Annotated in this window: 21 protein-coding genes; 10 read left to right on the top strand and 11 right to left on the bottom strand. The window is 68.9% G+C overall.

Going from position 1 to position 24,344, the window contains the following annotated elements; genetic code table 11:
• Nucleotides 1-420: 420 nt before the first annotated feature.
• The gene (locus E1269_RS23785; RefSeq protein ID WP_162606600.1) at nucleotides 421-1,548 is read right to left on the bottom strand and encodes an exo-alpha-sialidase; all 1,128 of its coding nucleotides are present in this window, start codon (nucleotides 1,546-1,548) and stop codon (nucleotides 421-423) included.
• A 283-nt stretch (nucleotides 1,549-1,831) separates the two neighbouring features.
• Between E1269_RS23785 and E1269_RS23780 the strand changes: the two genes are divergently transcribed.
• The 9 genes from E1269_RS23780 to E1269_RS23740 all read left to right on the top strand — a co-directional run bounded on the left by E1269_RS23780 (nucleotide 1,832) and on the right by E1269_RS23740 (nucleotide 10,627).
• The gene (locus tag E1269_RS23780; protein ID WP_162606599.1) at nucleotides 1,832-3,457 is read left to right on the top strand and encodes an ABC transporter substrate-binding protein; all 1,626 of its coding nucleotides are present in this window, start codon (nucleotides 1,832-1,834) and stop codon (nucleotides 3,455-3,457) included.
• 1 nt (nucleotide 3,458) lies between these two features.
• The gene (locus E1269_RS23775) at nucleotides 3,459-4,418 is read left to right on the top strand and encodes an ABC transporter permease (protein WP_131899241.1); all 960 of its coding nucleotides are present in this window, start codon (nucleotides 3,459-3,461) and stop codon (nucleotides 4,416-4,418) included.
• A 23-nt stretch (nucleotides 4,419-4,441) separates the two neighbouring features.
• Nucleotides 4,442-5,323 carry an oligopeptide ABC transporter permease gene (gene opp4C, locus E1269_RS23770; RefSeq protein ID WP_203434013.1) on the top strand — a complete coding sequence of 294 codons (882 nt, stop codon included), beginning with the start codon at nucleotides 4,442-4,444 and terminating at the stop codon, nucleotides 5,321-5,323.
• 327 nt (nucleotides 5,324-5,650) lie between these two features.
• Entirely contained in the window at nucleotides 5,651-7,504 is a 1,854-nt protein-coding gene (locus E1269_RS23765) for a hypothetical protein (RefSeq protein ID WP_203434012.1), read from the top strand.
• On the top strand, nucleotides 7,468-7,887 hold the full coding sequence (locus E1269_RS23760) for a MerR family DNA-binding protein (RefSeq protein WP_131899237.1): 420 nt from the start codon (nucleotides 7,468-7,470) through the stop codon (nucleotides 7,885-7,887). The genes E1269_RS23765 and E1269_RS23760 overlap by 37 nt, the downstream gene beginning before the upstream one ends.
• A 23-nt stretch (nucleotides 7,888-7,910) precedes the next feature.
• Nucleotides 7,911-8,906 carry an alkylmercury lyase family protein gene (merB, locus tag E1269_RS23755; RefSeq protein WP_131899235.1) on the top strand — a complete coding sequence of 332 codons (996 nt, stop codon included), beginning with the start codon at nucleotides 7,911-7,913 and terminating at the stop codon, nucleotides 8,904-8,906.
• A 4-nt stretch (nucleotides 8,907-8,910) separates the two neighbouring features.
• Nucleotides 8,911-9,111 (top strand): DUF1905 domain-containing protein, encoded by a 201-nt coding sequence (locus E1269_RS23750; RefSeq protein WP_131899233.1) that lies wholly within the window; start codon nucleotides 8,911-8,913, stop codon nucleotides 9,109-9,111.
• A gap of 230 nt (nucleotides 9,112-9,341) precedes the next feature.
• A complete protein-coding gene (locus tag E1269_RS23745) occupies nucleotides 9,342-9,761 on the top strand; it encodes a hypothetical protein (protein ID WP_131899231.1) in 420 nt (139 codons plus the stop codon).
• Nucleotides 9,758-10,627 carry a hypothetical protein gene (locus E1269_RS23740; protein WP_131899229.1) on the top strand — a complete coding sequence of 290 codons (870 nt, stop codon included), beginning with the start codon at nucleotides 9,758-9,760 and terminating at the stop codon, nucleotides 10,625-10,627. The genes E1269_RS23745 and E1269_RS23740 overlap by 4 nt, the downstream gene beginning before the upstream one ends.
• A gap of 1,337 nt (nucleotides 10,628-11,964) precedes the next feature.
• Here E1269_RS23740 and E1269_RS23735 read toward each other — a convergent pair.
• From E1269_RS23735 to E1269_RS23725, 3 genes are all read right to left on the bottom strand, one after another.
• The gene (locus tag E1269_RS23735; protein ID WP_131899227.1) at nucleotides 11,965-12,156 is read right to left on the bottom strand and encodes a hypothetical protein; all 192 of its coding nucleotides are present in this window, start codon (nucleotides 12,154-12,156) and stop codon (nucleotides 11,965-11,967) included.
• A 72-nt stretch (nucleotides 12,157-12,228) separates the two neighbouring features.
• Nucleotides 12,229-12,798, bottom strand: a complete 570-nt coding sequence (locus E1269_RS23730; protein ID WP_131899225.1) for an OsmC family protein — start codon at nucleotides 12,796-12,798, stop codon at nucleotides 12,229-12,231.
• Nucleotides 12,799-12,872: 74 nt separating this feature from the next.
• On the bottom strand, nucleotides 12,873-14,066 hold the full coding sequence (locus E1269_RS23725) for an NAD(P)/FAD-dependent oxidoreductase (RefSeq protein ID WP_131899223.1): 1,194 nt from the start codon (nucleotides 14,064-14,066) through the stop codon (nucleotides 12,873-12,875).
• A 165-nt stretch (nucleotides 14,067-14,231) separates the two neighbouring features.
• On the opposite strand from E1269_RS23725, the gene E1269_RS23720 reads away from it, so the two are divergent.
• A complete protein-coding gene (locus E1269_RS23720; RefSeq protein WP_131899221.1) occupies nucleotides 14,232-16,775 on the top strand; it encodes an ATP-binding protein in 2,544 nt (847 codons plus the stop codon).
• Between the two features lie 137 nt (nucleotides 16,776-16,912).
• On the opposite strand, the gene E1269_RS23715 is transcribed toward E1269_RS23720, so the two are convergent.
• The 7 genes from E1269_RS23715 to E1269_RS23685 form a co-directional block, all read right to left on the bottom strand.
• Nucleotides 16,913-17,125, bottom strand: a complete 213-nt coding sequence (locus E1269_RS23715) for a hypothetical protein (RefSeq protein ID WP_131899219.1) — start codon at nucleotides 17,123-17,125, stop codon at nucleotides 16,913-16,915.
• 86 nt (nucleotides 17,126-17,211) lie between these two features.
• A complete protein-coding gene (locus tag E1269_RS23710; protein ID WP_131899217.1) occupies nucleotides 17,212-17,889 on the bottom strand; it encodes a D-lyxose/D-mannose family sugar isomerase in 678 nt (225 codons plus the stop codon).
• Nucleotides 17,890-17,931: 42 nt separating this feature from the next.
• Nucleotides 17,932-19,020, bottom strand: coding sequence for a LacI family DNA-binding transcriptional regulator (locus E1269_RS23705; RefSeq protein ID WP_131899215.1), 1,089 nt, complete (start codon nucleotides 19,018-19,020; stop codon nucleotides 17,932-17,934).
• Nucleotides 19,021-19,029: 9 nt separating this feature from the next.
• Nucleotides 19,030-19,818: a carbohydrate ABC transporter permease gene (locus tag E1269_RS23700; protein ID WP_162606598.1), complete on the bottom strand. Its 789-nt coding sequence runs from the start codon at nucleotides 19,816-19,818 to the stop codon at nucleotides 19,030-19,032.
• A gap of 67 nt (nucleotides 19,819-19,885) precedes the next feature.
• Nucleotides 19,886-20,833 (bottom strand): carbohydrate ABC transporter permease, encoded by a 948-nt coding sequence (locus tag E1269_RS23695; protein WP_131899211.1) that lies wholly within the window; start codon nucleotides 20,831-20,833, stop codon nucleotides 19,886-19,888.
• Between the two features lie 53 nt (nucleotides 20,834-20,886).
• A complete protein-coding gene (locus tag E1269_RS23690) occupies nucleotides 20,887-22,176 on the bottom strand; it encodes an ABC transporter substrate-binding protein (RefSeq protein ID WP_131899209.1) in 1,290 nt (429 codons plus the stop codon).
• A 31-nt stretch (nucleotides 22,177-22,207) separates the two neighbouring features.
• Complete coding sequence (locus E1269_RS23685) at nucleotides 22,208-24,289, bottom strand: hypothetical protein (protein ID WP_131899207.1); 2,082 nt, start codon at nucleotides 24,287-24,289, stop codon at nucleotides 22,208-22,210.
• Between the last annotated feature and the right edge of the window lie 55 nt (nucleotides 24,290-24,344).

Genomic DNA, 24,344 nt, shown 5'->3' with positions numbered 1-24,344 from the left:
GACTCCCCGACCACGCCGACGATCTCGCCCGTGCCGACGCTGAACGCGGCACCGTCCACGGCCCGGACCACGCCCTCGTCGGTACGGAACTCCACCGCCAGGTCGTCGATGACCAGCAACGGCTCGGTGCTCTCGGTCATCAGAGCACTCCTTTCCCGGCCCGGACCGGACGATCCCGGCGGGGGGTGACGAATCGATCAACGCCGTCTCGACATTGGCGAGGAATTCTACGACTTCGATATGGAACGCGATGCCATGAGTTGTGGAGCGGTCCGGCGGCTGCGCCGGAAAACGCGGAGACCGGTTGTTGATCCGACATCGACAGAGACGTCATATGGAACACGTTGCCACGATGTTCGCCGACGTGGGGTGGGCAGGTGGAGTGATATCGCCGAGCGCTCCGTCGGCCATCGCCTGGGCTCACCACGGGAGCCGCCAGCGCACACCGCAGGCTTTGCCGTGGGGTCCGCCCAGGACGTAGTAGCACGTGAACAGGGCGCCGTCGGTCAACTCGACGGTCATGGGGTGGTAGCCAGCCACTCGACGGGTGCTGCCGGCCCGGTCGCTGCCGAGCTCCGCGACGAGGACGGTCTGCTCGGTCGACCAGGTCTCCCCGCCGTCCTCGCTGACCACGGCCATCACGCCGAACGGCGCACGCTGGTGACCGTAGGTGGCGAGTAGGCGACCATCGGCCAGGACGAGCAGGTGCGGCGGGCGGCCCCAGACCTCGGTGACGACCGGAAACGTCCAGGTGCGCCCGCCATCGTCGGACCAGCTCGAGAGCAGGCGCCCGTCACCGCCACGCGTGCTGTCCGCCCGCATCAGCATGACGACGCGATCATCACCCACATGAGCCACCGCCGCTTCGCTGCCGGTGAGCCCATCGATGTCCCGCGGTACCGGGAAGATCCGGACGAGGTCCGGCTGGCCAGGCGTGATCCGTGCCGCAAGGAAGCGGCCGTGGCCACCGTCCCATGAGCGCTGCCGCAACGGCAGCAGCACGGTGCCGTCGGCCAAAGTCACATCGCGCGGCAGTCCGAGAGTCCAGCCGGCCGGCGGCAGGTCGATCTCACGCCGAGTCCACGTGAGACCGCGGTCCCAAGATCTCTGGATGAACATGGTGTTGGTTCCGACCCCGATGTGCCCGGGCGCGGGTGTCGTCGGCGTGACGAACCGGTGTTCGGCGACAGCACGTTCACGCTGCTCTTCGGGCCACAGCTGCCAGCCGACCACTCCGGCCGCCCACCAAGTGCCGTCCGGGAGCACACGCGTGGCGCGGTCGTGCCGCTCCCGCGTGGACGACGCAGGCCAGGCGAACGGCACGGTGTCGTCGTCGCACAGCTCCCAGGTCCGGCCGTGGTCGGCGGACGTCTTGACGACCCAGTCGCCGCCCGCGAAGTAGTCGGGGTTGACGTTCTCGGCGAACCCCGCGGCCAGTCGGCCGTCGGCGAGAACTTCCAACCGTGGGTACGCGGCGCTGGACCCGTCGCCGGACAGGACGACGTGGCTCACGTCGACCGGCTCGACGAATTCTCCGGCTCTTGTCATGGCCATATTCCATCAGCCGGAGACCTCCTTCGGCAAGACATAGCAAAGTGTTCCATGTTATTCCCCAGTGGCGGCCGATCATCCGCCGAAGGGTTGACATCACGTGCGCGGCAACCCGAGTATTGCGTGGCATGGCACGAGATTCCGTTTTCCGATTCGTGAATCGCTGCCGCCAGCGCCCCGGGTGGCTCGTGCATCCGACGCCCCGTGATGCGACACAGCTGTCTGGGTCGCCGGGCATTGTCAGCTCTCCATGCGATTCGACGGGAAGGAGCTTTCGGTGATGCGAAAGTTCGTCCGGCGCTCGGCGCCATTGGCTGGAATCGTCGCCACGGTTGTTCTGGTCGCCGCGGGCTGTGTGAGCGACCCCACCAGCAGCGACGACTCCGGCGGCGACGCGACAAGCGCGCTCAACGTGTACCTGTACCAGAAGCCGACACCGAACTTCGGGCCGCTCGCCCAGGTGGCGGGCGGCGACTACGTCCCCAGCACGTTGATCTTCGACTCGCTGGTGGCCTGGGACGCGGACAACAAGCTGGCGCCTCGGCTCGCCGAAGACTTCAGCATCTCCGATGACGGGAAGACGTTCACCTTCACCCTGCGCGAGGGACTGGAATGGAGCGATGGGGAGCCGTTGACCTCACGTGACATCCTGTTCACGTTCAACCTGGTGGCCAATCCCGCGGCCGGGGCGAGCGTGGCGCCCAACTTCGCCGCCGTCGAAGGGGTCGACGCACTGGCGAGCGGCAGCTCCGAGGTGGCGAGCGGGTTCTCCGCGCCCGACGACCGTACGTTCGTCGTCACGGCGTCAGAGCCCAGTATGGGCCTGCTGTCGCTGATCGGGACGACCCTGATCATCCCGGAGCACGTACTCGGCGACATCCCGGTGGAGCAGGTGGCCGACGACGGCTACTTCTCCAGTCCGACGGTGAGCAGCGGTCCCTACGAGTACGTCAGCTACGAGACCGACCAATATGTCGAGCTGACCGCGAACCCGCACTACTACGAGGACGTCTCGGTCGACACGTTGTACCTTCGGACGCTCACCCAAGACGTGGCGACCGCCCAGCTCGGTTCCGGCGAGATCGATCTGGTCCAGATCTCCTCCACGGACCTGGCGTCGGTCGAGCGCATGGAGAACGTCGCTGTGACGTCGGCCGAGGACCCGGGATTCACCAGGCTCGCCGTGAATGTGGAGCAGCCGCGCTTCCAGGACCCACGAGTGCGGCAGGCGATGCTCTACGCCATCGACCGGCAGGGCATCGTCGACACCGTCCTCGGCGGTCACGGAACGGTGGTGAACAGCCCGTTCAAGGGCGAGGCCGTGGCCGACGACCTGAACCCGTACCCGTACGACCCCGACCTGGCACGACAACTGCTCCAGGAAGCCGGTTGGGACAGCTCTCGGCCGGTCACGCTCAGCTATGCTCCCGGGACCCGCGACAGGGACACCACCGCCACCATCGTCCAGGAGAACCTGTCGGCGGTGGGCATCGACGTCCGGCTCTCCCCGGTCCCGCCGGCGGAGAACCTAGCCCGGATCCAGTCCGCCGACCCCGACGACTTCGACATGACCCTGTACGGGGGCGGCAACTACAGCGACCCGGCGAATGTGATCCCAATCGTCAGCTGCGCCACCAAACAGCCGGCGGGCGCGAACAACGGCCGCTTCTGCAGCGAGGAGCTCGACGCCGTCATGGCCGAGGCGAACCGACTCGAGGACGAGTCCGGGCGCACGGCTCTGTATCAGGAGGCGTCGCGCATCGAGAACGAGCAGGTATCGCAGATCTGGCTGTACGAGACGGAGATCCTCTGGGCCCACAACACCAGGTTCGAGGGCTTCGTCCCCGGCGGGGACCTGAGCAGGTCCTCGATGTGGAACGCGGCGCAATGGCGGATGGCCGACTGAGATGGCCGCCTTCGTCGCGCGGCGCCTGGGGATCAGCGCTGCCGTCTTCCTACTGATCAGCATCGGCATCTTCGTCCTGGTGCGGGCCGCGCCCGGTGATCCGGTGAGCATGATGGTCAACCCGGAGGACACGCTCGACGGCGGCCAGCAGTTCGTCGAGGCCAAGCGTCGCGAGCTGGGCCTGGACCAGCCAGTTCCGGTCCAGTACCTGGCCTGGTTGCGCCACGCGCTCACCGGCGATCTCGGATACTCCTACGTCAGCGACCGGCCGGTGCTGGGCGTCCTGGCCGAGCGCCTCCCGCCGACCGTGGAGCTCATGGGGACAGCCCTACTCATAGCGCTGGTGATCGCCGTGCCGCTAGGCATGCTGGCGGCCGTGCGGCGTAACACCGCCGTCGACTACATGATCGCAGCGCTGAGCGTCACCACGATCTCCATCCCGAGCTTCTTCCTCGGCATCGCCGCCGTCTACGTCCTCACCCTCAAGCTCGGTGTACTGCCATCGGCAGGCATGAGCACGCCGGGCCAGGCCGGTGTGCTCGATGCGGTGCGCCACCTGATCCTGCCCGCTCTGATCCTGTCGCTCACGATCGCCGGACCGTTCGTCCGGTACGTCCGCAGCGGCCTGATCGACGAGCTCGATGCCGACTACGTCCGCACCGCGGAGGCGAAGGGCGCGACGACGCTGCGCGTGCTCAGCCGGCACGCGCTCCCGAACGCGCTCATCCCCCTGGTGACGGTCGTCGCGCTGCGGATCCCGCACCTGCTGGCCGGCGCCGTCGTGTTGGAGCAAGTGTTCGCCTGGCCGGGAATGGGACAGCTGGCAGTCAGCTCGATCGGCCGGCAGGACTACCCGGTGATCATCGGCTTCGCGCTCTACGTCGCGGTGCTGGTCCTGATCTGCAATTTGGCCGCCGACCTCCTCTATGCCGTCGTCGACCCGAGAGTGAGGCTGACATGACCGTCGAAGCGCAGGCGCCACCCGTGGCGACATCCAGAGCCACGGTCCACCGGTCGCCCCGGCAGCTGGCGTGGCGGCGGTTCCAGCGGAACAAGCTGGCCGTCATCGGAGCGGCCGTGCTGATCCTCGTGGCGCTCGCGGCGTTGCTCGCTCCGTGGATCGCCCGGCACAGTCCGACGGCGGTCGATCTGACCCAGTTCCGCCAACCGCCGTCCGCGGAGCACTGGCTCGGCACTGACTCCGCCGGCCGCGACGTCTTCGCGCGCCTGCTCCATGCCGGGCGGATCTCGCTGTTCGTCGGGTTGCTTGCATCCGTTCTGGCCATCGCGCTCGGTACGGTTCTCGGTGCGCTGGCCGGGCTCGTGGGCGGCTGGATCGACATGGCGGTCATGCGCTCCGCCGACATAGTGCTGGCGTTCCCGTCGCTGGTGGTCATCGTCGTGTTGGCCGGTGTCATCGGCCCCAGCGTGACCGTCCTGGTGCTGGCGATCGCCGCGTTCGAGTGGCCGACCTCGGCCCGCGTCGTGCGAGCCGTCACGTTGTCTTTGCGAGAGCGGGAGTACCTCCAGGCGGCCAAGTCCGTCGGCGCCAGTCGCTGGTGGCTGATCCGCCAGCACATCATCCCCGCCGCGCTACCGCCCGTGGTCGTCGTCGGTACTGTGACCGTCGCGTCGGCGGTGCTGCTGGAGGCGGCCCTGTCCTTCCTCGGTCTCGGCGTTCCACCACCTCAGTCCAGCTGGGGCAACATGCTCAACGATGCGCAGAATCTCACAATTGTCGAGACGATGCCGTGGCTGTGGCTGCCGCCTGGCATCGCCGTCGCTCTCACGGTCCTGGCCGTGAACTTCGTCGGTGACGGGTTGCGTGACGCGGTCGATCCGCGGCAGCGGACGGCGGCCGGGTGAGCGTGCCCGCGCCCGGAGAACGGGCAGCTGACAGGGGGACGGGAGGGTCTGGCGAGGGCGCGCGGCGGGCCTGTCCGCACCCGAAACGCATCGCCCTGGCCCCGCAGCGCAACCGGGGCGCGCTGAGCCACCTCGGCACGGACGCAGGCGAGGTAGCCGCTGAGCAAGGCGTTCCCCCTTAGACCTGCTCACGCCGGAGCCTGGGAAGGTGCAAGCGCGCCGCCCGGGTTCGGCAACCCACGCTCCGAACCGCCGCTATGAGCCCGGCTCCGGGGCCGCAGGCCCCGCTGCGCCCGCCGCCGAAGTGCACCGGCTGTCAGACGAACCTTGTCGCGTGGGGTCGACTACTGCTACGGCTGCCTGCCCGGCGGCCCGTTCACCCCGCCGCCGTGCACCCGGTGTGGCTCAGCCGACTACTTCAGCCAGGGACTGTGCCCGCGCTGTCATCCGGGCAGTCCCCAACGGCGCGGCGTCTGCAAGGGCTGCCTGGCGTGGGGTGTGTATCGGCGGCACAACTGGATGTGCTGGTCCTGCCGCTGGTGGATCACCCACTACCCGGAAGGCGTCTGCGACTACTGCGGCCGCACTACCCGCATCGGTGAGCAACGCGCCTGCCGGCTGTGCCTGGAGCAGGCCCGGATGCTGCAAGAACCCGGCCGCGCCCTCGACCTGCAGGCAGCGAACCGGCACGGCCAGCAGCTGTTCTTCGCGAACATGCACTTCCACCGCCGCCGCACTCGCCGGCTGGAGCCCGAGCACCGCGGAGTGGGCGGCCCGCCCAAGACCCGATTCGATCCCTCCCAGTGGATGCAGCCAACGCTCATCGACGTCGACCCCGACCCTGAGCTCGTCCGCCAGCGCGCGCTCGTCGAGGACAGCGAGCTCACCCGATACTGCGCCGGAATCGTGCGCGAGCACGCCGAGCGGTTCGGGTGGAGCAAGCGGCAACGCAACGACGTGATCCGCTCCCTGCGGCTGCTGCAGACGCTGCGCGAAACTCCCACCGCGATGATCCACGCCAGCGACGTGCTCCAACTGCCGCGTTACGACGGCAACATCGTCTCCACCCTCGACGTGCTCGACGCCGCCGGCTTGCTCATCGACGACCGGCCGACACGGATCGAGAACTACTTCACCACCACGACCGACGCTCTCCCGGCCGTCATGAGGCAGCAGCTCGAGATGTGGCTGCGGGTCATGCTCGACGGGGCCACCACCGCGCCTCGGCACCGAGCTCGCGACCCGTTGACCGTGCGGATTCACGTGATGGGTATCGCACCGATCCTGCAAGCCTGGGCCGACGCCGGTCACCAGTCCCTGGCCGAGATCACCCCAGCCCAGATCCGCACCGCGCTGCCCGAGAACGGCTCCCAACGCAACTGGGCCGAGTACGGGCTGCGCTCGCTGTTCAAAGCCCTCAAGGCCCGCAAGCTGATCTTCGCCAACCCGATGCGCGGCATGCCGACCACGCCCGTCGCGAGGAACCTTCCGCTGTCGCTGGACACCTCGCTCATCCGGCAGGAGTTGAACTCTCCCGTGCCCGCCGTCGCTCTCGCCGTCGCGTTCGTCGCGTTCCATGCCCCTGACCGCCAAGCAAGTCGCCGACCTGCAGCTCACCGACATCGTCGACGGCCGTCTCACCCTCAACGGCCGCTCCCTCCCGCTGGCCGCACCCGTCCGAGTCCGCCTGGCCGCATGGCTGGACCACCGCGCCCGTACCTGGCCGAACACCCCGAATCCGCACCTGCTCGTCAACCAGCGCACCGCGCCCAAGGCTCCTGCCCGTCAGCGCCCGCTACCCATGGCTGCGCACCACGATCCGGTCACAAGCGCTGCGCGAGGACCGCATCCTCAGCGAGATCCACGCCGCCGGCGGCGACATCCGCCGCATCTGCCACCTGTTCGGCCTCAGCGTCGGAAGCCGCCACCCGCTACCGCGACACCATCGAGCACCCCGACTTCACCATCGACGGCGAACGACAGAACCGAGTTCGAGCGCAGCTTTGCGCACCGTCGCGCAGGTCCATCTGCCAACGGACCAGGGTGATCAAACATGATGATCGGCTCCGTTCCTTCCTCGCGGCCCGCCGGGGCGGGCCAAAGGTCTTGACTCCGTACCTAGGTCCGGGGTCCAGGATTGGGTCATGCGATCCAGCGAGCTGGCCGAACGTGCCAGCGTGAATCCCGAGACGCTGCGCTACTACGAGCGACGTGGCCTGCTGCGGCCGCCACCGCGGACACCCGGCGGGTACCGCGACTACCCGCCCGTTGCGGTCGAGTTGCTGCGGTTCATCAAGCGGGCCCAAGAGCTCGGCTTCACCCTGGAGGAGGTCGAGGAACTGCTGCACCTCAACGCCGGAGGACCCGACAGCTGTGACGCCGCCCGGGAGCTGGCCGAGTCCCGTCGAGCCGACCTCGAGGCGCGGATCGCGGACCTGCAGCGGATGCACGACTCCCTTACCGATTTGATCGCCACCTGTGAGCGCCCCACCGCCGACCGGGCCTGTGCGTTGCTCGAAGCGATCGCGAACCCACCCTCATCGACCACCGGGAGTCCAAGGTGACCGGCTCGAACGAACAGCCCGGCGTGACCATCGAGGTCATCCACGTTCCCGACTGTCCCAACCTGTCGCCGATGCTCCAGCGACTGCGCGAGGTCACCGAGATCCCCGCGAGCACGCACGAGGTCAGCACTGAAGCCGAAGCAGCTACCCTGGGCATGGCGGGCTCGCCAACCCTGCTTATCAACGGCGTCGACCCGTTCGCTCAGGGTGAGTCCTGCGAGTGCGGTATCGCCTGCCGGCTGTATCGAGACGAGAACAACCAGATCGTGCCCGCCCCATCAGCCGACCAGTTGCGGGCGGCCCTGGCCCGGGCCACCGGCCGCGAACAGCCCGAACTGGCCGATCGGTGCGGCGCCACAGAACGGGACTCCGCTGCGGCCGACCTGAGCACGTGGCGGGCCCGAGCGGTCCCCGTCGAGCCCCTCGAACGAGCCATGCACCAGGCCATCTTGCGTAGCTTTGCTGCCAACGGCTTACCTCCTTCCATCGACGACCTGCACCGCGAAACCGGAGCGAGCCTTCGCGCGGTCGCAGATGTGCTGCGCAGGCTGCACGACAGCGACACCATCCGGCTCGACGCGCAGGGCGCGATCGTGGTCGCCTATCCGTTCTCTGCCAGGCCGACCCGGCACCGCGTCCAGATCGGCAACCGCATCGAGGTCCACGCCATGTGCGGCATCGACGCTCTGGGGATATCGGGAATGCTGGGCGAGGACGTACGTATCGACACCACCGACCCGGTCAGCGGAGATCCGATCACCGTTACGAGCATCGACGGACGGGCAACCTGGGACCCCCGTAGCGCCGTGGCGTTCGTCGGTGCCGGCGCCGGCGGCGGCCCGTCCGCAGACTGCTGCTGTGACTACCTGAACCTCTTCACCAGCAGGGCCACCGCGGACGACTGGGCATCGGCCCACTCGAGCATTCCCGGGCAGGTCCTCACCCAGCCCGAAGCGGAGGATCTCGCTACCACACTGTTCGGCGCCATCCTCACGGGCAACGGCGCGGTGCGACGATGAACCCGTGAGCAAGCAGCAGCGGTTCCGGGCCACGGTCGCGGTCGACCGGCGCGGCCGCGCGCAGGTCCTGATCCCGTTCGATCCCGCCCAGACCTGGGGCGTCAAGACCCGCCACCCGGTCACCGGATCGGTCGCCGGCCACAAGATGCGCGGCCGGGGACCGTCTTCGCCGCCCACGGACACTCAACTTGATCAACTGAACTGACGAATCAGGCACGATCAGCAAGTCGCCGGACAGGCCGATCCACGGGTCTTGACTATCTCTCGCGCGACGTCATATGGAATGGGCCGTGCCCAGCACGCCGCCGGCACATGACGAGTCAATGCAAATACTCCGTACTGGCTCGTCTCCGGGGGTCGACACCATTGGATTGCGGTGGTGGGATGTGTGCCGGGTCTCTTGGCAGCTTCCCGAGCGAAGAGCCTGTGGGAGGCATGAAAGTGGGGGGCGTCTCGATGGCTAGTTCTGCTCCGATCCAGGTTGTTCTCCTGGCTGTGGGGAACACGCAGATCTTCAACCTGGCCGACGGCAGTACGGTGATGGTCGTCGCCGTGCCAACCGGTGCAGGTACCGGCGGCGCTGGGCCGAGTGGTGGCGACGTGACTTCCAGCACGGTGCCACTCGACCCACCCACCATCCCAGGAGGCCACATTGCCGCCGTCGTGGTCATCGACCCGATCGATCCCCGCGATGTCCTCGCGACGGACTCGCTTACCTTGCGGTTCGAGCCGTCCGACGCCGCGGAGGCGGCTCCTGGCGTACGCATCGTGAGCGAGGACATCGTCCGAGCTCTACTGAGCGATGGGTCGAGTGAGGTCGTCGTGCGGCCCGACGCCATCAGCGGGGAGCTGTGAGCACCGAGTCGACCAGTGAGGTCTACACCAAGGCCGCGGAACGCCTCCGCGACACTCTCAAGTGGTTTCTCACCTCGCTGGCAGCTGTGGGGGCCGTGCTCATCGCCGGACTGTCGCTGAGCAACATCGGCGAAGCGACCGGGGCGCGGCTCCTCGCGGTGGCGGTGGGTTTGGTTGTGGCGATCGCCGCAGTGATCAGCGCTGCCGCCGTATGTGCGAGCGTGCTCGGCGAGGGAGTGAACCTGTCGGTCTACAACATGCCGACGGATCCTGATCTCACTCGCGACATCTCGCAGGACACCGCCCTGGTGGCGGCGATCGGTGATGGCGGCGTTGCTGGCCTCGGTGAGCAGTTGACGCGGGCGGTCAACGAGCAGCAGGAGGCGTTCAGGGAACACCAGAACGATCCTCAGAACGAGACCAAAAAGGCGGTCTACCGGGCCAAGGACCTGGAAGTTGCTCGTCTCAATGGCATCGCCGACACCGTCGTACGGATGGCTGCCTACCGCTTGATGCGCCAACGGTTCAACGCCGGCGCCCGATGGGTAGCAGGCCTGAGCGTGGTCGCCGGTGTTGGCATCTTCTTGTTCGCTTGGGGCGCCAACGCACCTGACGAGGCCGTTGGCCAGATCCCTGCGGTCGTTGAGACGCCGACCGACGTTGAAGTCCACCTCGACCAAGCCGGTCGGGACCGGCTGCAGGACGAGCTCGGCGAGGCTTGCGTCGCCGACGTCATACCGGCCGTCGTGCTCGAGGACCGCGGCGGCGGCGAGTACCGGGTCGCCGTGGCGAGCACCGATGACTGCGATGCAATTCTGGTTGATCTCGGACCCGCTGACGGTGCCGTCGCGCTACCCGCGGAATGAGGGCGACCCCTCGGCAGCCGCCTACGGCAACATACGCGACCCGATCTCGGCGTCGCGCGGGTGTCATGATCGTGTGTGATTCGTGACGATCTTGCCTGCAAGGCTGGGTCAGACGGGGTGAGGGCGGGTCATGTCGTGCTTTTGAGCTGCGGTGATGCGAGTCCACTTCGGCCGTCGGCGTGTAGGTTCGTTGTTCACACCGAAGAGGTCGCCAGATCCGTGCGCGGGCGATCACGGAGTGTGTGGCTGGGCCCGGCGTCCGTCGGCCGCTCCGCCTTCCCGTCGCCAGGCATGACCTCGGCGGCAGAACCGTGCGAGAGAAGGGCGTGTCACCTCCCATCGATGACGGCGATGCCTGCCGATAGTGATGCCTGGCCACGTGGCGCGGAACGCGCATAGTTGTTGCGGATAGTGCAGTTGGAGCAGATGGGTAGCGGCGATGACTGAGATGCTCGCTCGAGATGTCGAGGCTGTGCATCGTGCTCTGGATGCCGGCGGCGAGGAAGTGCAGGTGTCGCTCTCGCGGGAGACAGCCGAACTGCTCGCGCGCGTCGTCGACCCGCGTGCTCGCGGTCAGCAGGGCTGGTCACACGTGGGCACGCTGAGGTCACCCCAAGCGAGGCGGCGGAGCTGCTGGGGATGTCGCGGCCGCAGGTTCGCAAGCTGATGGACCAGGGCGTCCTCGACTTCCGCAAAAGTCGGTGCTCATCACCGCATCCGGGTCTCCTCGATCCGGGCGTTCCTCGATGCCGAGCGTCCCCGGCGTCAGGCAGCCCTGGAGGATCTTGCCAATCTTCAGGATGAGCTGGGCCTCACGGAGTGACCGAAGGGGATCGACCTGCCCGGCATGGTCCGGGTCGTACTGGTCGACGCCAACGTCCTGTACTCCGCGTCCTGCGTGACTATCTGCTCTATGCGGCTCATGAGGAGATCATCGCCATCGCGTGAGTCGAGAGATCCTCAACGAGGTGACCGAATACCTGGTCGCGAACGTCGCCGGCTTCACCGTCGAGTCCGGTGCGCGCCTTGCGGCCGCGATAGCGCGTTCCCATATGCCGAGATCGAGCCGCCATCGCTGCGACCGCCGTCGTTGTTATCGATCTCGCGATGGGCAGCCCAACTCGTCCCCGTAGTCGCCGTCGAGGCCGTCATCGCCTGGCTCGATGCCGGCCCGGCATCGCGACTGCGGCGCAGTGCGGTGCGGCATGCGATCGGCGGCGTCGTGGCCGCCGCCGAGTACCGGCCGCACGCGATTGGAGAGTAGCTGGGGAAGCGCACGACCACGCGCGCCGGGGGCGACGAGTCGCCCCCGGCGCGGACGCAGGGTCGGTTCGGCGTCAGGGTCGTTCCGGCGCCGGTGCCGGAAGGCTGCTGGCCGGCTGGGTGGCGAGCAGCCGCAGGCGCCGCATGAACCGGCGGCGCCACGGTGTACGGGCCGCGAGTGCGGAAGCGAGATGGCGCCGCTGCGGTGTGTTCCACTGCTGGATCCGCAGCTTGTGTTCGACCGTCACCGCGTACAGTGTGTTCATGATTCCTTCTTCCAGGTGGTGCTGTTCGGTGCGGTACCTGGGAGGGTCAGCCGGGACCGCGGCCGGTTCGGGCTAGTCGGTGGTGACCTCGATGTCGACCGGAACCTGGCCGGTGAGGACGTCGTAGACGGCAGACCGGGCGCGGGACTGCTCGACGAGTTCGCGCAGCTTCGCCGCGGGCGCGTCACCTTTGACGGTGAACCGGACGGCGATGCGCTGGTAGCCGTTGCGGACCCTGGGGTCGAGCCCGAGGATGCCGTTGAGGTCGATGTCGCCGGTCACCGTGGAGCGCACCTCTGTGAGCCGGATTCCGCGGGCGGCGGCGATGTTGGCCAGGCCCGCGGTGAGGCAGGCGGCCAGGGCGTGCAGGACGAACTCCGCCGGTGTGGGCCCGTTGTCCTGTCCGACGAGCACGGCGGGGTGGTCGGCGTCGAACTGGAAGGTGCGCTCGTGGGCGCGTTCCTCGCCGGCGCCGAAGAACCCGTTGATGGTGCCGCGGCTGTGCGTGCCCGAGACCCACTGGTTCTCGGCTCGGAACTGGAAGGCGGCCGCCGGGGGTGCGGCCTTGACCGCGTCGAGCGTGGCGAACAGGGCGGCGGTGTCGACTCCGTTGCGGACGGAGCCGTTGACGTCGGTGGTCATGGTTGTTCTCCTTCGATCGAGCACTACGCGGGTGCGCGGTGCGGACGGGTGGCTCGCACTCGACGGCGAGCGCTTCAGATCCGGGCGAGCTTCCGCTCGCCGGGAACGGGGCGTGCGGCCATGTCGGCCGATTGGGCGTCGATCGCCCGGCCGAGCTGCTTCTGCATCTCGACGAACTCCGGAACCGGTGGGTAGGTGGCCAGCGCGCAGGTCAGTTCGAAGACGTCGCGGAAGGCAAGGTCGCGTTCTGCCTGGTAGCCGGCTAGGGCGACCTGCTCGTCCAGGTCTTCGGAAAGGGCGTCGTGCAAGGCGGCGGCGAGCAGTTCGGCGTCCCGGTAGGCGTCGCTCATCCCGTAGCCCGTGACGGCGTCCCGGTGGACGGCGGCGTCTCCGACGAGTGCCCAGCCCGGCCCGTACGTCTGGCGCACCATGTTGGGCATACGGAGCATGCCGGTCACGGGCGAGGTGCGGCGACCATCGCGAAGTCGCACCGCGAGCTCGGGCGCGGCCCGGCTCAGTAGCGCGGTGTAAGCGTCGGCGTGGGCGGATGACCGACGGCGTGAGGCCCGGGCTTCCGTCGTCGGTGTACACACCCAGACACAGGCCTGCCCGTCGTGGGTCGGGAAGACGCCGGCAAGGGCGCGGTCGGCGGCGACGAGCTCGATGCCGGTCCACGGCAGGCCGTCGAAGTACGCGTACTGCGCCGCGCCGGCGTGGTGGCGGCGCTCGACCAGGCGCGCACCGACCGACCGCGCCAGCCGGGACCCCAATCCGTCCGCGCCGATCACGAACCGTGCGTCGATCTCGAGCGCAGCGCCGGTGCGGTCGTGCCCATACACTCCGACGGCGCGTCCCGAGGTGTCCAGGCGCACGCCGTCGATGTTCACCCCGAGCCGCACGTGGGCGCCCGCGGCTGCCGCCGCGTCTGCCAGGAGGCTGTCCAGGATGTAGCGTCGCGGCGCGACCAGGAGGTCCACGCCCGCCTTGTCTTTGACGGATCGGGTGACGGACTCGGCTGCCGCGGTGAAGGTGACCTGGCGGATCGCCGGCGCCCCTGTGGCCAGCACGTCCGGGAGCAGGCCCCACCGATGCAGCGCCAGTACGCCCGTTCGGGCGAGCTGATGCGTCGACAGTGTGTCCGCTGGGAAGACGGCGCGGTCGACGACCACTACGTCGTGGCCGAGCCGAGCGAGCAGGAGTCCGACGGCCGCACCGGCGGCACGCGCGCCGACGACGACCACATCGTGGCGGTGACGGTAGATCGGCATGGCGGTGAGGCCCTTTCGGTGGCGCCGTCGGCGGCTGCTGGCGGCTGCGGCTCGTCTCACCCAGCCTCTGGGGTGCCGGGCGGGAACTCATCCGTGCGATCCACGGGTCTTTCCACGGACGCCGCGTCAGTACCGGAGAACGCCGAGCTGACGCACAATGCGTAGATGGCACGTCAGGACGGCGGCCTCGCCGAGCAGCTGGCTCGCAACGGCGTCACCGAGCGTGAGGCCGAGGTGCTGTCGGCGGTGTCCGAACGTCTCCGCAACCGCGCGATCGCCGAGCGGCTCCACATCTCGGTGCGGACCGTGGAGAGCCACGTCGCCGCTCTCATGCGCAAGTTCGGTGTCACCGACCGGGCGGCCCTCGGGGAGATCGGCGTGGAATTGCGCCGCAGCGCCGTCCTCGATGTCACGCTGCCCGCCCCGCTCACCAGTCTTGTCGGGCGGGCGGATGAACTGGCCGAGCTCACCGTGCTTGCCGGCGCCCATCGCCTGGTGACACTCATCGGGCCGGCCGGCGTGGGCAAGACCCGGCTCGCTCTTCATGTCGCCTCACAGCAGGCGGCTTCCACGCCCGACGGTGTGCGGCTCGCCGACTTGGCGCCGGTCGGGCCGGAGCTGGTGGGCGACACGGTGGCGCGAGCGTTGGGTGTCGTGCCGCAGCCGGGATGGCCGCTGCGTGACGTCCTGCGCGAAACGGCCGGCGCGATGCGCTGCCTGTTGGTGGTGGACAACTGTGAACACGTCATCGCGGAGGCCGCCGAGATCGTCAGCGACCTCCTCACCGCGGGCAGCCGCCTTCGCGTGATCGCCACCAGTCGCGAACCGCTCGGTGTGCCCGGTGAGGTTACCTACCAGGTGCACCCGCTGCCGGTGCCCGACCCGCCGGCCGCGCGCTCAGCCGGCACCGCGGGAACCTACGCAGCCGTGCGGTTGTTCGCCGACCGTGCCGCTACGGCCGCACCCGGGTTCGCCCTCACCGACGCCAACGCCGCCAGCGTCGCCGCGCTGTGTCAGAGGCTCGATGGGCTGCCGCTCGCGATCGAGCTGGCCGCCTCCCGCGTGCGCAGCTTCGACCCGGCGGCGCTGGTGGAGCACCTCGACGAGCGCTTCGAGCTCCTCTCCGCCGGTACCCGTACCGCCCTGCCGCGGCAGCAGACGCTGCGTGGTGCGATCGACTGGAGTTACCGGCTGCTGGACCACGACGAAAGGGCACTGTTCGACCGGCTCGGGGTGTTTCCCGCTGACTTCGACTACGCGGCCGTCGCGGTCGTGTGCTGGGTGGACGCCCCCAGTGCTGCGGCCGTGATCACGCTGCTACCGGCGTTGGTCGACAAGTCTCTGGTGAGCGCCCTGGGTCGCGATGCACGCCGTTACCGGCTGCTGGAGACGATCCGGTTGTACGCGGCCGAACGTCTGACCGCGTCCGCCAGCGAGGCCGTCACCAGGCAACGGCACGCCACCCACTACCTCGCCTTCGCCGAAGACGCGGCCGAGCGGCTCCGGACCACGGAGCAGCGCGCCTGGCTCGACCGATTGACCACCGAGCAGCCGAATCTGCGTGCCGCGCTGGACCGCTGCATCGTCGACGGCGACATCGAGTCCGCCTGGCGATGGATCGCCGCGTTGGAGCGGTTCTGGGACATCAGCGGACAGCGCCGTGAGGCTCAGGAGTGGGTCCAGCGGGCGCGGGCTCTCGGCCATCCGCCCGCCACCCGTCAGGTCGTCGCGGGAGTCGCCGCAGCAAGCGCGCTCCTGCAACCCACGGACGCTCGAGCCGCGTTCGACCTGGCGGACCAGGCCGCGGACCTCGCCGTGGACCTGGACGACCTCACCCGTGCACGGGCCGCGCGCGCGGTAGGGATGGGCGCGATCTGGGTCCAAGGAGAGCTGGTGCTGCCCGCGTTGAACGATGCCCTGGCCTTTCTCGGGGAGGATCACCCGTGGGAGGCCGCTCTCATCATGCAAGGCCTCGCGCAGGCGTCCCACAACCTGCCGGAAGCGCTCGACTGGGGGCGGCGGAGCGTGGCGTTGTTCCGCAGCGTGGGCGACCAGATGTACGCGGCCAACGCGCTGTTCATCATGGCGCAGCGGGCGATGTACGCGGGCATCGCCGACGACGAGGTGGAGGCGTGGCTGTCCGAGAGCCGGGCGCTGGCCGGAGCGGCCGGCAGCGAGGGCGACGAGGCACACGCGGCCGTGGGATTCGGGCAGCTCGAATGGCTCCGAGGCAACCACGACCGCGCCACCGACCTGATGGCGGGCTGCCTGCCGACGCTTCGCCGGCTCGGTGACCAGCGCTGCACCGGGCGAGCGCTGTACGTGCTCGGCGCGCGAGCCTACGAGCGCGGCGACCTCGGCGCCGCGGAGCAGCACCTTGCCGCGAGCGTCGACGCCATCGCGGTGGCCGGCCAATCATTCGTCCTCGTGAGAGCGCTCGAGAGCTTGGCCGCTGTCCTCGCCGACCAAGGTCGCTGGCGACCTGCAGCGGTGCTGCTCGGCGCCGCCCACACCGCTCGCGACTCGGCCAGCACCCACATGCGCCCCACTCAGGCGCCCGACGACGACCTGCGTCGCTCGCTCGTACGACACCTCGGCCGAGCCGGCTTCGAGGCGGCCAACCGCGAGGGCGAGCGGCTGACCCCGACGCAGGCACTCCAGGCCGCCTCGTCCGGCCAGCGCGACCTCCCCGCACGCGGCGGGGCGTGACCGTGACCCGAACGTGTGCCACGTGATCGTGGCGTCGAAGCCGGCCCCGGCGAGGAGGTTGGTCGCGCCATCGAGCGCATCGACGACGCGCTGGTGGAACGGACTGGTCGGGCGGCGCGGCGAAGAGGCCGAGGAGATTACCGGCGGTCGATCGCTGCCAGGCCGACGGCATCGACGCGCTGGGCCCGCTGCCCGTCCGCCGAGACCGCGTTCTCCTGGCCGGACGCGGCGGCCACGACCGCATCGTCGCCATGGACGATCAGGGCCGAGCCCGTCGCGAGCGAGGTGGGGATGACCGATCGGCTGAACGCAGGCGAACGGCTGAACGCGCGCGATCGGCGCCGGGCCATCGCCGACCTCGCCGACGCGCGAATCTGCTGGACGCGATGGGCGATGACAGCGCAGGCGCCAGGACCGTTCAGTGGGCTAGAGCCGCTCAGCTTGCCATCAGGACCGCTGGGTACTCGCTGACCAGCAGGTACCTGGCGGGCGCGTCCTCGTCCAGCGTGGGGTAGCGCGGCGACGGGTCGAGGAAGAGGTTGTCGTGAACGTCGTCGTTGACCGATGAGACCTCGCCGGCCAGCACCACGCCGCCGTCGGCCCAGAATCGGTGGTAGACGCCGGCCCGCACCTGGATGCTCTGTCCTGGATCCAGCCGTACCGGCTCGCCCGCGCGGACCGACCGCTCGAACCCGTCGACCAGGGTCACGACGGCGTCGGTGTCGCCCTGCTCGGGCCGCAGCTCGACGACCAGCGCCGCGCCGCCGCGGTTGATGATGTCCTCGGTCTTGCGGCGGTGCAGGTGCATGGGCGTCTCCTGGCCGTCCTGGGCGACCAGGAACTTCTCGGCGTACGTCTGCCCGACGGCGCGGTCGCGATCGGCGAGCGTGCCGTTGCGCAGTGTGCACAGCACCAGGCCGACGCGGTCGAAGTCGCCGCGACCGAAGTCGGTGACGTCCCAGCCCAGGCCGCGCTCGAGCGCCGATCGGGCCCGGGAAGCGTTCGCGTGCCACTCGTCCCGGCTCCAGGCGGTGAAGCCGGGCAGAGCGATGCCCGAGTTGGCGGCGAGACTGCGGGCACCGTCTATGGCGGCGTCGACGTCGGATCGCTTCACGTCACTCTCAATCGTGTCTCGTAGGGCAGGCGGGAGCGGCGGCTACCGTGGGCTCGGTGGGGCGGTGCTGTCGCGGACCAGCAGCTCGGTCGGTAGCGCGGTGTCGTGGTCGGCCGGGCCGGCAGCGGGGACGCCGGTCCGGGCTGCCTCGATCTGCTCGACCAGTTGGCGACAGGCCAGCCGGCCTATCTGGCGTGTCGGCTGCGACACCGTCGTCAGCTTGGGCCGGGTGAGCTCGGCCCAGGGCACGTCGTCGAACATGACGACGGAGATGTCCTGCGGGATCGCCAGCCCCAGCTGGTCGGCGGCGAGCAGCGTGGCCTCGCCGAGCAGGTTGTTGGTCGCCAGGATCGCGGTTGGCGGGTCGGGTTGCCGGAGAAGTTCGAGGGCGGCTTCGGTTCCGTGCTCGCGCTTGTACGAGTTCGAGACGACCAGCCGCGGGTCGTAGGCGATGCCGGCGTCGTGCAGCGCGAGCCGGTAGCCCTCGAGCCGCTCGCGGGCGGTGCTGATCTGCGTCGGGCCGACCAGCGTTGCGATGCGGGTGTGGCCGAGCTCGACCAGGTGCCGCACGGCGGTCCGGGCGCCGTCGACGTTGTCGACGCGGACGATGTCGACGTCGTCGAGCCCGGGGACGTCGCGGTCGATGAGCACGACCTTCGCTCCGACATCGGCTACTTGCTGCCAGGCCCGGGTGTTCGCGCCGGTGGGCACCGCGACGATGCCGTCGGCCCGCGACTCCATCAGCAGGTCGAGGCACTGCCGCTCCAGTGCCGGGTCCTCGTCGCTGGCCAGGACCACGACACGGTAGCCGGACTCGCGCGCGACCTCCAGCACGCCGTCGGCCACGAACGAGTAGAACGGGTTCGTGATGTCGGCGATGATCAGCCCGATCGCATGAGTGCGCTGCAGCCGCAGGTTGCGGCCCATGACGTTCGGCTTGTAGCCGAGTGCGCGGGCCGCCTCGAGCACGCGGTCGCGCAGTTCCGGGCTGACGTAGCCGTCGCCGTTGAGCGCCCGGGCCACCGCCGACTTGGACACGTCCGCGAGCCGCGCGATGTCGCGGATGGTGGGCGGCCTGCGGGTCCCTGCCGGCTTGCCCGCGGTCCGGTCATCTGGGTTCGTCGACGCCATCCTCTGCACCTAGCCCTTGACGGCGCCCTGCATGATGCCGCGAACGAACTGTCTCCGAGCGATCAGGTACGCGACAAGAGGGATGATCGTAGCAATCGCGAGGGTCGCCATCTGCGGTCCCCATTGCACACCCTGCCGGCTCTGGAACGACAGGATACCGATGGGCACGGTGAGGTCCTCGGTTCGCTGGAGGTAGACCAGTGGATACACGAAGTCGTTCCATACCCACAGGAACGTGAAGATCGTGACGGTCGCGATGCCCGGCCGCGCCAGCGGCAGCAGCACTCTCGTCAGGATCTTCCAGTGGCTGGCGCCGTCCATGCGGGCTGCCTCGATGATCTCCTTGGGGACGGCGTCGAAGAAGCTCCTCATCACCAGGATGCCGAACGACGACCAGCCGCCGTAGGTCAGGATCAGCGCCAGGATACCGCCGATGCCGAGCACGCTGATCCACTTGAAGCCGGCCACCACGAGCGCGTGCGCCGGCACCATCAGCCCGACCAGCATGAACACGAACAACAGCTCCCGGCCACGGAACCGCAGCTGCGAGAACGCGTACGCGGCCAGCGCCGAGACCACCAGGATGATCGCGAGCGAGATTCCCGTCACCAGGACGCTGTTCTTGACCCAGATGAGCATGTCCTGCAGCACCGCGTCGAAGTTGCCGAAGTAGAGCGTGGTCGGCGGGGCGAACACGTCGCGCAGGATGTCCTGGGTCGGCTTGATCGAGCTGTAGAGCATCCACAGCACCGGGAAGATGGTCGTCAAGGCGACCAGGGCCAGGACCGCGTACGTCACGACGCCTCCGACCCGGCCGGCCGCGCGGCGGGAGCCGCGTGCGGTGGGCGTGCTCGTCGGTGCCGGGCTAGGCGAGGTCATTCTGGGCCCTCCGGTTCGAACGGACCTGCAGCACCGACAGCGCGAACGTGAGCAGCAGGAGCACGACCATGATCGCGCTGCCGTAGCCGACGTTGTTCGCCGAGAAGGCCTGGAAGAAGCCCCAGGTCGACAGCACTTCGGTCGCGTGCGACGGTCCGCCGCGGGTCATCACGTAGATCGTCGCGAAGATCTTGAAGCTCTCGATGCCGGCCAGCAGGAACACGACGCCGATGGCGGGGCGCAGCATCGGGATGACGATGTGGCGGTACTCCTGCCACGTCGTGGCTCCGTCGACCCGGGCCGACTCGCGCAGCTCGCCGGGGATGCCGGCCAGACTGGCGATCAGGATGGTCATGTGCAGGCCGAACGTGTGCCACACCTCGACCACGACGATCGTCGGGAGGGCCCGGCCGGTGTCACCGAGCCAGTCGCCGGTCAGGCTGCTCAGGCCGATCGCGTCGAGAAGTGGGTTGACGAATCCCAGGGTGGGGCTCAGCGCCAGCGAGAACACCACGCCAGTGACCACCAGGCTGACCACCGCCGGCATCAGGTAGACGGTCTGGAAGAACCTCGCGAAGCGCACGTTGTTGTCCAGGATGATCGCCAGGGCGAGCGCGATCACCGTCTTCAGCACGGCGGCGGCCACGACCAGGATCAGGTTGTGGCGTACCGCGGCCCAGAAGACGTCGTCGCCGGCCATCTGCCGGTAGTTGTCCAGGCCCGTCATCCGGAGCTGGTCGAACGTGAAGCCCTCCCAGTCGGTGAAGCTGAGGAAGAGCGTGCCGATCAGCGGGATGATCAAAAACCCGATGTAGAAGAAGAGCGCCGGGGCGAGGAAGACCAGGGCGAGGCGGCCGTCGCGGCGCTGGGGTGGACGCCGTGCGCCCGGACGCTGGAGCGCGATGCCCGGCTGCACGTCGATGTGTGTGGTCATGCGAGGAGCCCTTCGTGCCGGGAGCGCGCTGTGGCGCTTCCGCGTCGAGTCGACTAGCCGGCGGCCGCTTCGGCCGCTGCCTGGACCTGCTGCATCCACTCCTGACCGGTCAGGTTCCCGGCCGCGACGGCGGCGGCGCCGTTGTACAGCGCGTCCTCGCCGACCGCCGGCGGCAGCTCGTTCTCCAGGAAGGGCAGGAACGCCTCGGCCGAGGTGAAGGCCTCGAAGACCTGCTTGATCGCGTCGGTGCCGTACTGATCGGTGACCCCGTCGATCGGCGACAGGTTGCCGCCCTCGGCCCAGATCCGGCCGGCCTCGGGGGTGGTGAAGTAGCGCAGCAGCGCCTTGGCGTCCTCCTCGTGGTCGGTCTGCGAGGAGATCCCGATGGTGTGGCCGACGGTGCCTTGGATGACGTTCGGGAACGCCGCGTCGGACCACGCCGGAAACGGGACGATGCCGACGTCGAACGGCGGCGGGGAGTCGGTCCAGGAGCTGACGAACCACTGGCCGGTGTTCATCATCGCCGTGCGGCCGGAGAGGAACAGCGCCGTCATGGCGTCGTAGTCGGAGCTGGCGACTCCTTCGTTGAACATCCCCTGGCTCGCCAGGTTCTCCAGGTCCGTGGCGGCCTGGACGAAGCAGTCGTCGGTCCACGCCGCGCCATCCTGGTTGATCGCCTGGTAGACGACGTCGTAGCCGCAGCGGTGGCCGACGAAGACGTTGAACCAGTGGTTGGCGGGCCAGCCGTCCTTGGCGCCGAGCGCGATCGGAGTGATCCCGGCGTCCTTCAGCGTCTCGCCGGCGGCGACGAGCTCCTCCATGGTCGTGGGGGGTTCGACTCCGGCCTGCTCCAGCAACGTGGGGTCGTAGAAGACCTGGTTGACGGTGGAGAGGCTCCACGGCAGGCAGTAGACCTTGCCGTCCACCTCGCAGGCGGAGACCAGGCTGTCCGAGAGCAGGTACTGGTCCTTGACGTCTTCCCAGATGTCCGTGACGTCGAGCAGCTGGCCGGCTCCGGCGAAGTCGCGGGTCTGCTGGTAGCCCTCGAACTGGATGACGTCGGGCGGTGTGTTGCCGGACAGCCCGGTGCGCACCGCGGTGAAAAAGTCCTCGTTGCCGATCGCCCGGTGTGCCACGGCGATGTCCGGGTTCTTCTCCTCGAACTCGGCGAACAGTGCGTCGGCCGACGCCTGGTAGCCGCCGGACCACTCCGTCCACATGGACAGCTCGCCGCTCGAGGCGGAGTCGCTGGCGCCGCCGAGCGCGCCGCAACCGGTTAGGACGAGGGCCGTGAGGGCGGCACCGACGGCCAGGTGCCGTCGGTGATGAGGGAGAACGCTCATGATTCTGTGACCTCCATTGGTCGGGGTGCGCTCAGGCGCCCAGAGTGGCCTGCAGCACCGCGTGGCTGGTGATCTCCGGCAGGACGACGCGGACACGGTCGCCGTCGAGGCGCTGCGGCCACAGCCGGATGACGGGCGTGCCGGGGGAGCGGAAACTCACCTCGCCGGCCGGCGAGGTGAGCTCCACCTCCAGGTCCCGGATGGGGCGCAGCTCGGCGACCGCCTCGTCGAGCTCGTAGTTGACCAGGTGGAGGACGAGGCTGCCGTCGTCGACCCGGTGCGTGTTGACCCCGACCGAGAAGGCGGTCGAGACCGTGAACGGCTGGTACTGCCGGAGCAGCTCGGCGGCCGCCGCCGGCGTGTCCACGTGCGCGACGCCGGGCGCCGCAGAGGTCCAGTTCGAGGTCCCGACGACGACCACATGGCCGCCGGCGGCGACGTACTCGTCGAGGACGCCGTGCGCCCACGGCTCCAGGGCGGTGCAGCCGGCCAAGGCGAGCGCGCGGTAGCGCCGCAGGTCCGCGACCGTGAACCTCCAGGCCGGCACGAGGCTGTCGTTGGCCGGGACCGCGTCGTAGCACAGCCGCCGCTCGGACAGCGTGCGCAGCAGCTCCCAGTACGGCGCCGCGACCGGGTCCTCGGTCATGTTGAAGCGGTTGTCGGCGAAGATCTCGCGGCGCAGAGCGATCTCGCAGTTGGCCGCGATGTCGTACAGCACGCCGATCGGGTTGGTGGAGTGCTGCGACGTGACGGCGTCGATCTCCTCCAGGTAGGACTGGATCTCCGTGGCGAGCCGGTCCGGCAGCGAGAAGCTGTCCTGGACGATCGAGCCCATCCACGCGCCGTAGGGCAGTGTCATGTTGGCGCCCATGGCCGCGGCCTCGTAGGCCAGCAGCCGGGCGGCGTCGTGGCCGTGACCCTCGTCGAGGTCGCGGACCAGCTTTTGGATGACGCCGCCGTACGGGTTCTCGACGACGACCAACTCGCGGCCGAGCGCCATACCGAGGGAGTTGCGGTACCACTCGGGCTGCCTGTAGGTGAGGTTGCGGGTCTCGCTGATGACGACGTCGACGTGATCGATGATCCCGTTGAAGTACGGGAACATGTTGTAGATGTTGCCGCTGACCTTGACGGTGCGGCCCTGCGACCGCGCGTACTCGCGGGCGTAGTCGGCCAGCTCGTTGAACGTCTCGTTGACCGACTTGCGCATGTAGTCGAAGTAGGCCAGGAACAGCGGGGTGTCGGCCTTGGTGACCAGCGGGTCCGCGCCGAGGGCGCGCAGGTACTCGGCATAGTCGAACGTCTGCAGGTCCAGGTGCTCGCCGCCGGTCGCCTGGGCCAGGGCGTCTGCGTCGAGGGACTTCAGATGCTCGCGGAACCCGAGGACGCAGTCACGGGTGAAACAGGCGCCGTACTGCATGGTGCCCAGCGGCGTCGACGTCTCGTCCAGCTGCACGCCGTGGACACCGGAGTCGATCTGCAGCCGGATGATCGCTTTGAGGTACTCGCGCCAGACCGGGTTGTTCCGGTCCATGTAGAAGCACTCCTGGTCCGCATCCGGCGACTCGACCCAGCGTGCGTGGTACGGCGTGCCGTCCAGACCGCGGGCGACGCACTCCTCGATGAGGTCGGTGACTTTCTCGCCGGCGCTGTTGACCAGGCCCTCGGGGAAGTAGTCCTCGAACGGCCGCCACAGCCCGGGGTAGCGGTTCTGGGTGAACTCACGCAGCCCGAGGGTGGCGCGCCGGCCGGTGCCGCGCAGCTCGTTGAAAGCCAGGATCTCCGTCTCGTCCTCGTTCAACTCGACGCCGAACTCCCAGCCTTGCGCCTCGAAGACGATCCCGTAGACGTCGATGCCGCGCTGGCCACACTCGGCGATGAACTCGCGGTCGGTCAGGCCGCCGTAGAACCGGTCGCGCGGCGACACCGGCCCGTCGATCTCCTGCTCGAGGTACGGCAGCGAGATCGAACCGCCGCCCATCGCGGACCAGACCAGCATGGTCGCGCGGTAGCGCTCGAGGTCACGCACCTGTGACAGCCGCCGCTGCGGGAGGCTCGGGTGATAACAGTGATGCCCGCGATACCACCCGTCGAAGTAGATGCCACGCTGCATTCTCGATATTCCCTTCGTGGACCGGTCCCATATGGGCAAATGATGACAGTTCTTG

Source organism: Jiangella asiatica, from assembly GCF_004349065.1.
Lineage (GTDB): Bacteria > Actinomycetota > Actinomycetes > Jiangellales > Jiangellaceae > Jiangella > Jiangella asiatica.
Note: the sequence above shows the minus strand (reverse complement) of the source record. Positions and strands in the feature narration are given on the sequence as shown.

Excerpts from the sequence above, each read along its gene's own strand:
- E1269_RS23735 (WP_131899227.1), bottom strand. The coding sequence starts at position 12,156 with ATGAACACACTGTACGCGGTGACGGTCGAACACAAGCTGCGGATCCAG.
- E1269_RS23780 (WP_162606599.1), top strand. The coding sequence starts at position 1,832 with ATGCGAAAGTTCGTCCGGCGCTCGGCGCCATTGGCTGGAATCGTCGCC.
- E1269_RS23695 (WP_131899211.1), bottom strand. The coding sequence starts at position 20,833 with ATGACCACACACATCGACGTGCAGCCGGGCATCGCGCTCCAGCGTCCG.
- E1269_RS23690 (WP_131899209.1), bottom strand. The coding sequence starts at position 22,176 with ATGAGCGTTCTCCCTCATCACCGACGGCACCTGGCCGTCGGTGCCGCC.
- E1269_RS23685 (WP_131899207.1), bottom strand. The coding sequence starts at position 24,289 with ATGCAGCGTGGCATCTACTTCGACGGGTGGTATCGCGGGCATCACTGT.
- E1269_RS23725 (WP_131899223.1), bottom strand. The coding sequence starts at position 14,066 with ATGCCGATCTACCGTCACCGCCACGATGTGGTCGTCGTCGGCGCGCGT.
- E1269_RS23775 (WP_131899241.1), top strand. The coding sequence starts at position 3,459 with ATGGCCGCCTTCGTCGCGCGGCGCCTGGGGATCAGCGCTGCCGTCTTC.
- E1269_RS23705 (WP_131899215.1), bottom strand. The coding sequence starts at position 19,020 with ATGGCGTCGACGAACCCAGATGACCGGACCGCGGGCAAGCCGGCAGGG.
- E1269_RS23730 (WP_131899225.1), bottom strand. The coding sequence starts at position 12,798 with ATGACCACCGACGTCAACGGCTCCGTCCGCAACGGAGTCGACACCGCC.
- E1269_RS23785 (WP_162606600.1), bottom strand. The coding sequence starts at position 1,548 with ATGACAAGAGCCGGAGAATTCGTCGAGCCGGTCGACGTGAGCCACGTC.
- E1269_RS23760 (WP_131899237.1), top strand. The coding sequence starts at position 7,468 with ATGCGATCCAGCGAGCTGGCCGAACGTGCCAGCGTGAATCCCGAGACG.
- E1269_RS23715 (WP_131899219.1), bottom strand. The coding sequence starts at position 17,125 with ATGGCCCGGCGCCGATCGCGCGCGTTCAGCCGTTCGCCTGCGTTCAGC.
- E1269_RS23720 (WP_131899221.1), top strand. The coding sequence starts at position 14,232 with ATGGCACGTCAGGACGGCGGCCTCGCCGAGCAGCTGGCTCGCAACGGC.
- E1269_RS23745 (WP_131899231.1), top strand. The coding sequence starts at position 9,342 with ATGAAAGTGGGGGGCGTCTCGATGGCTAGTTCTGCTCCGATCCAGGTT.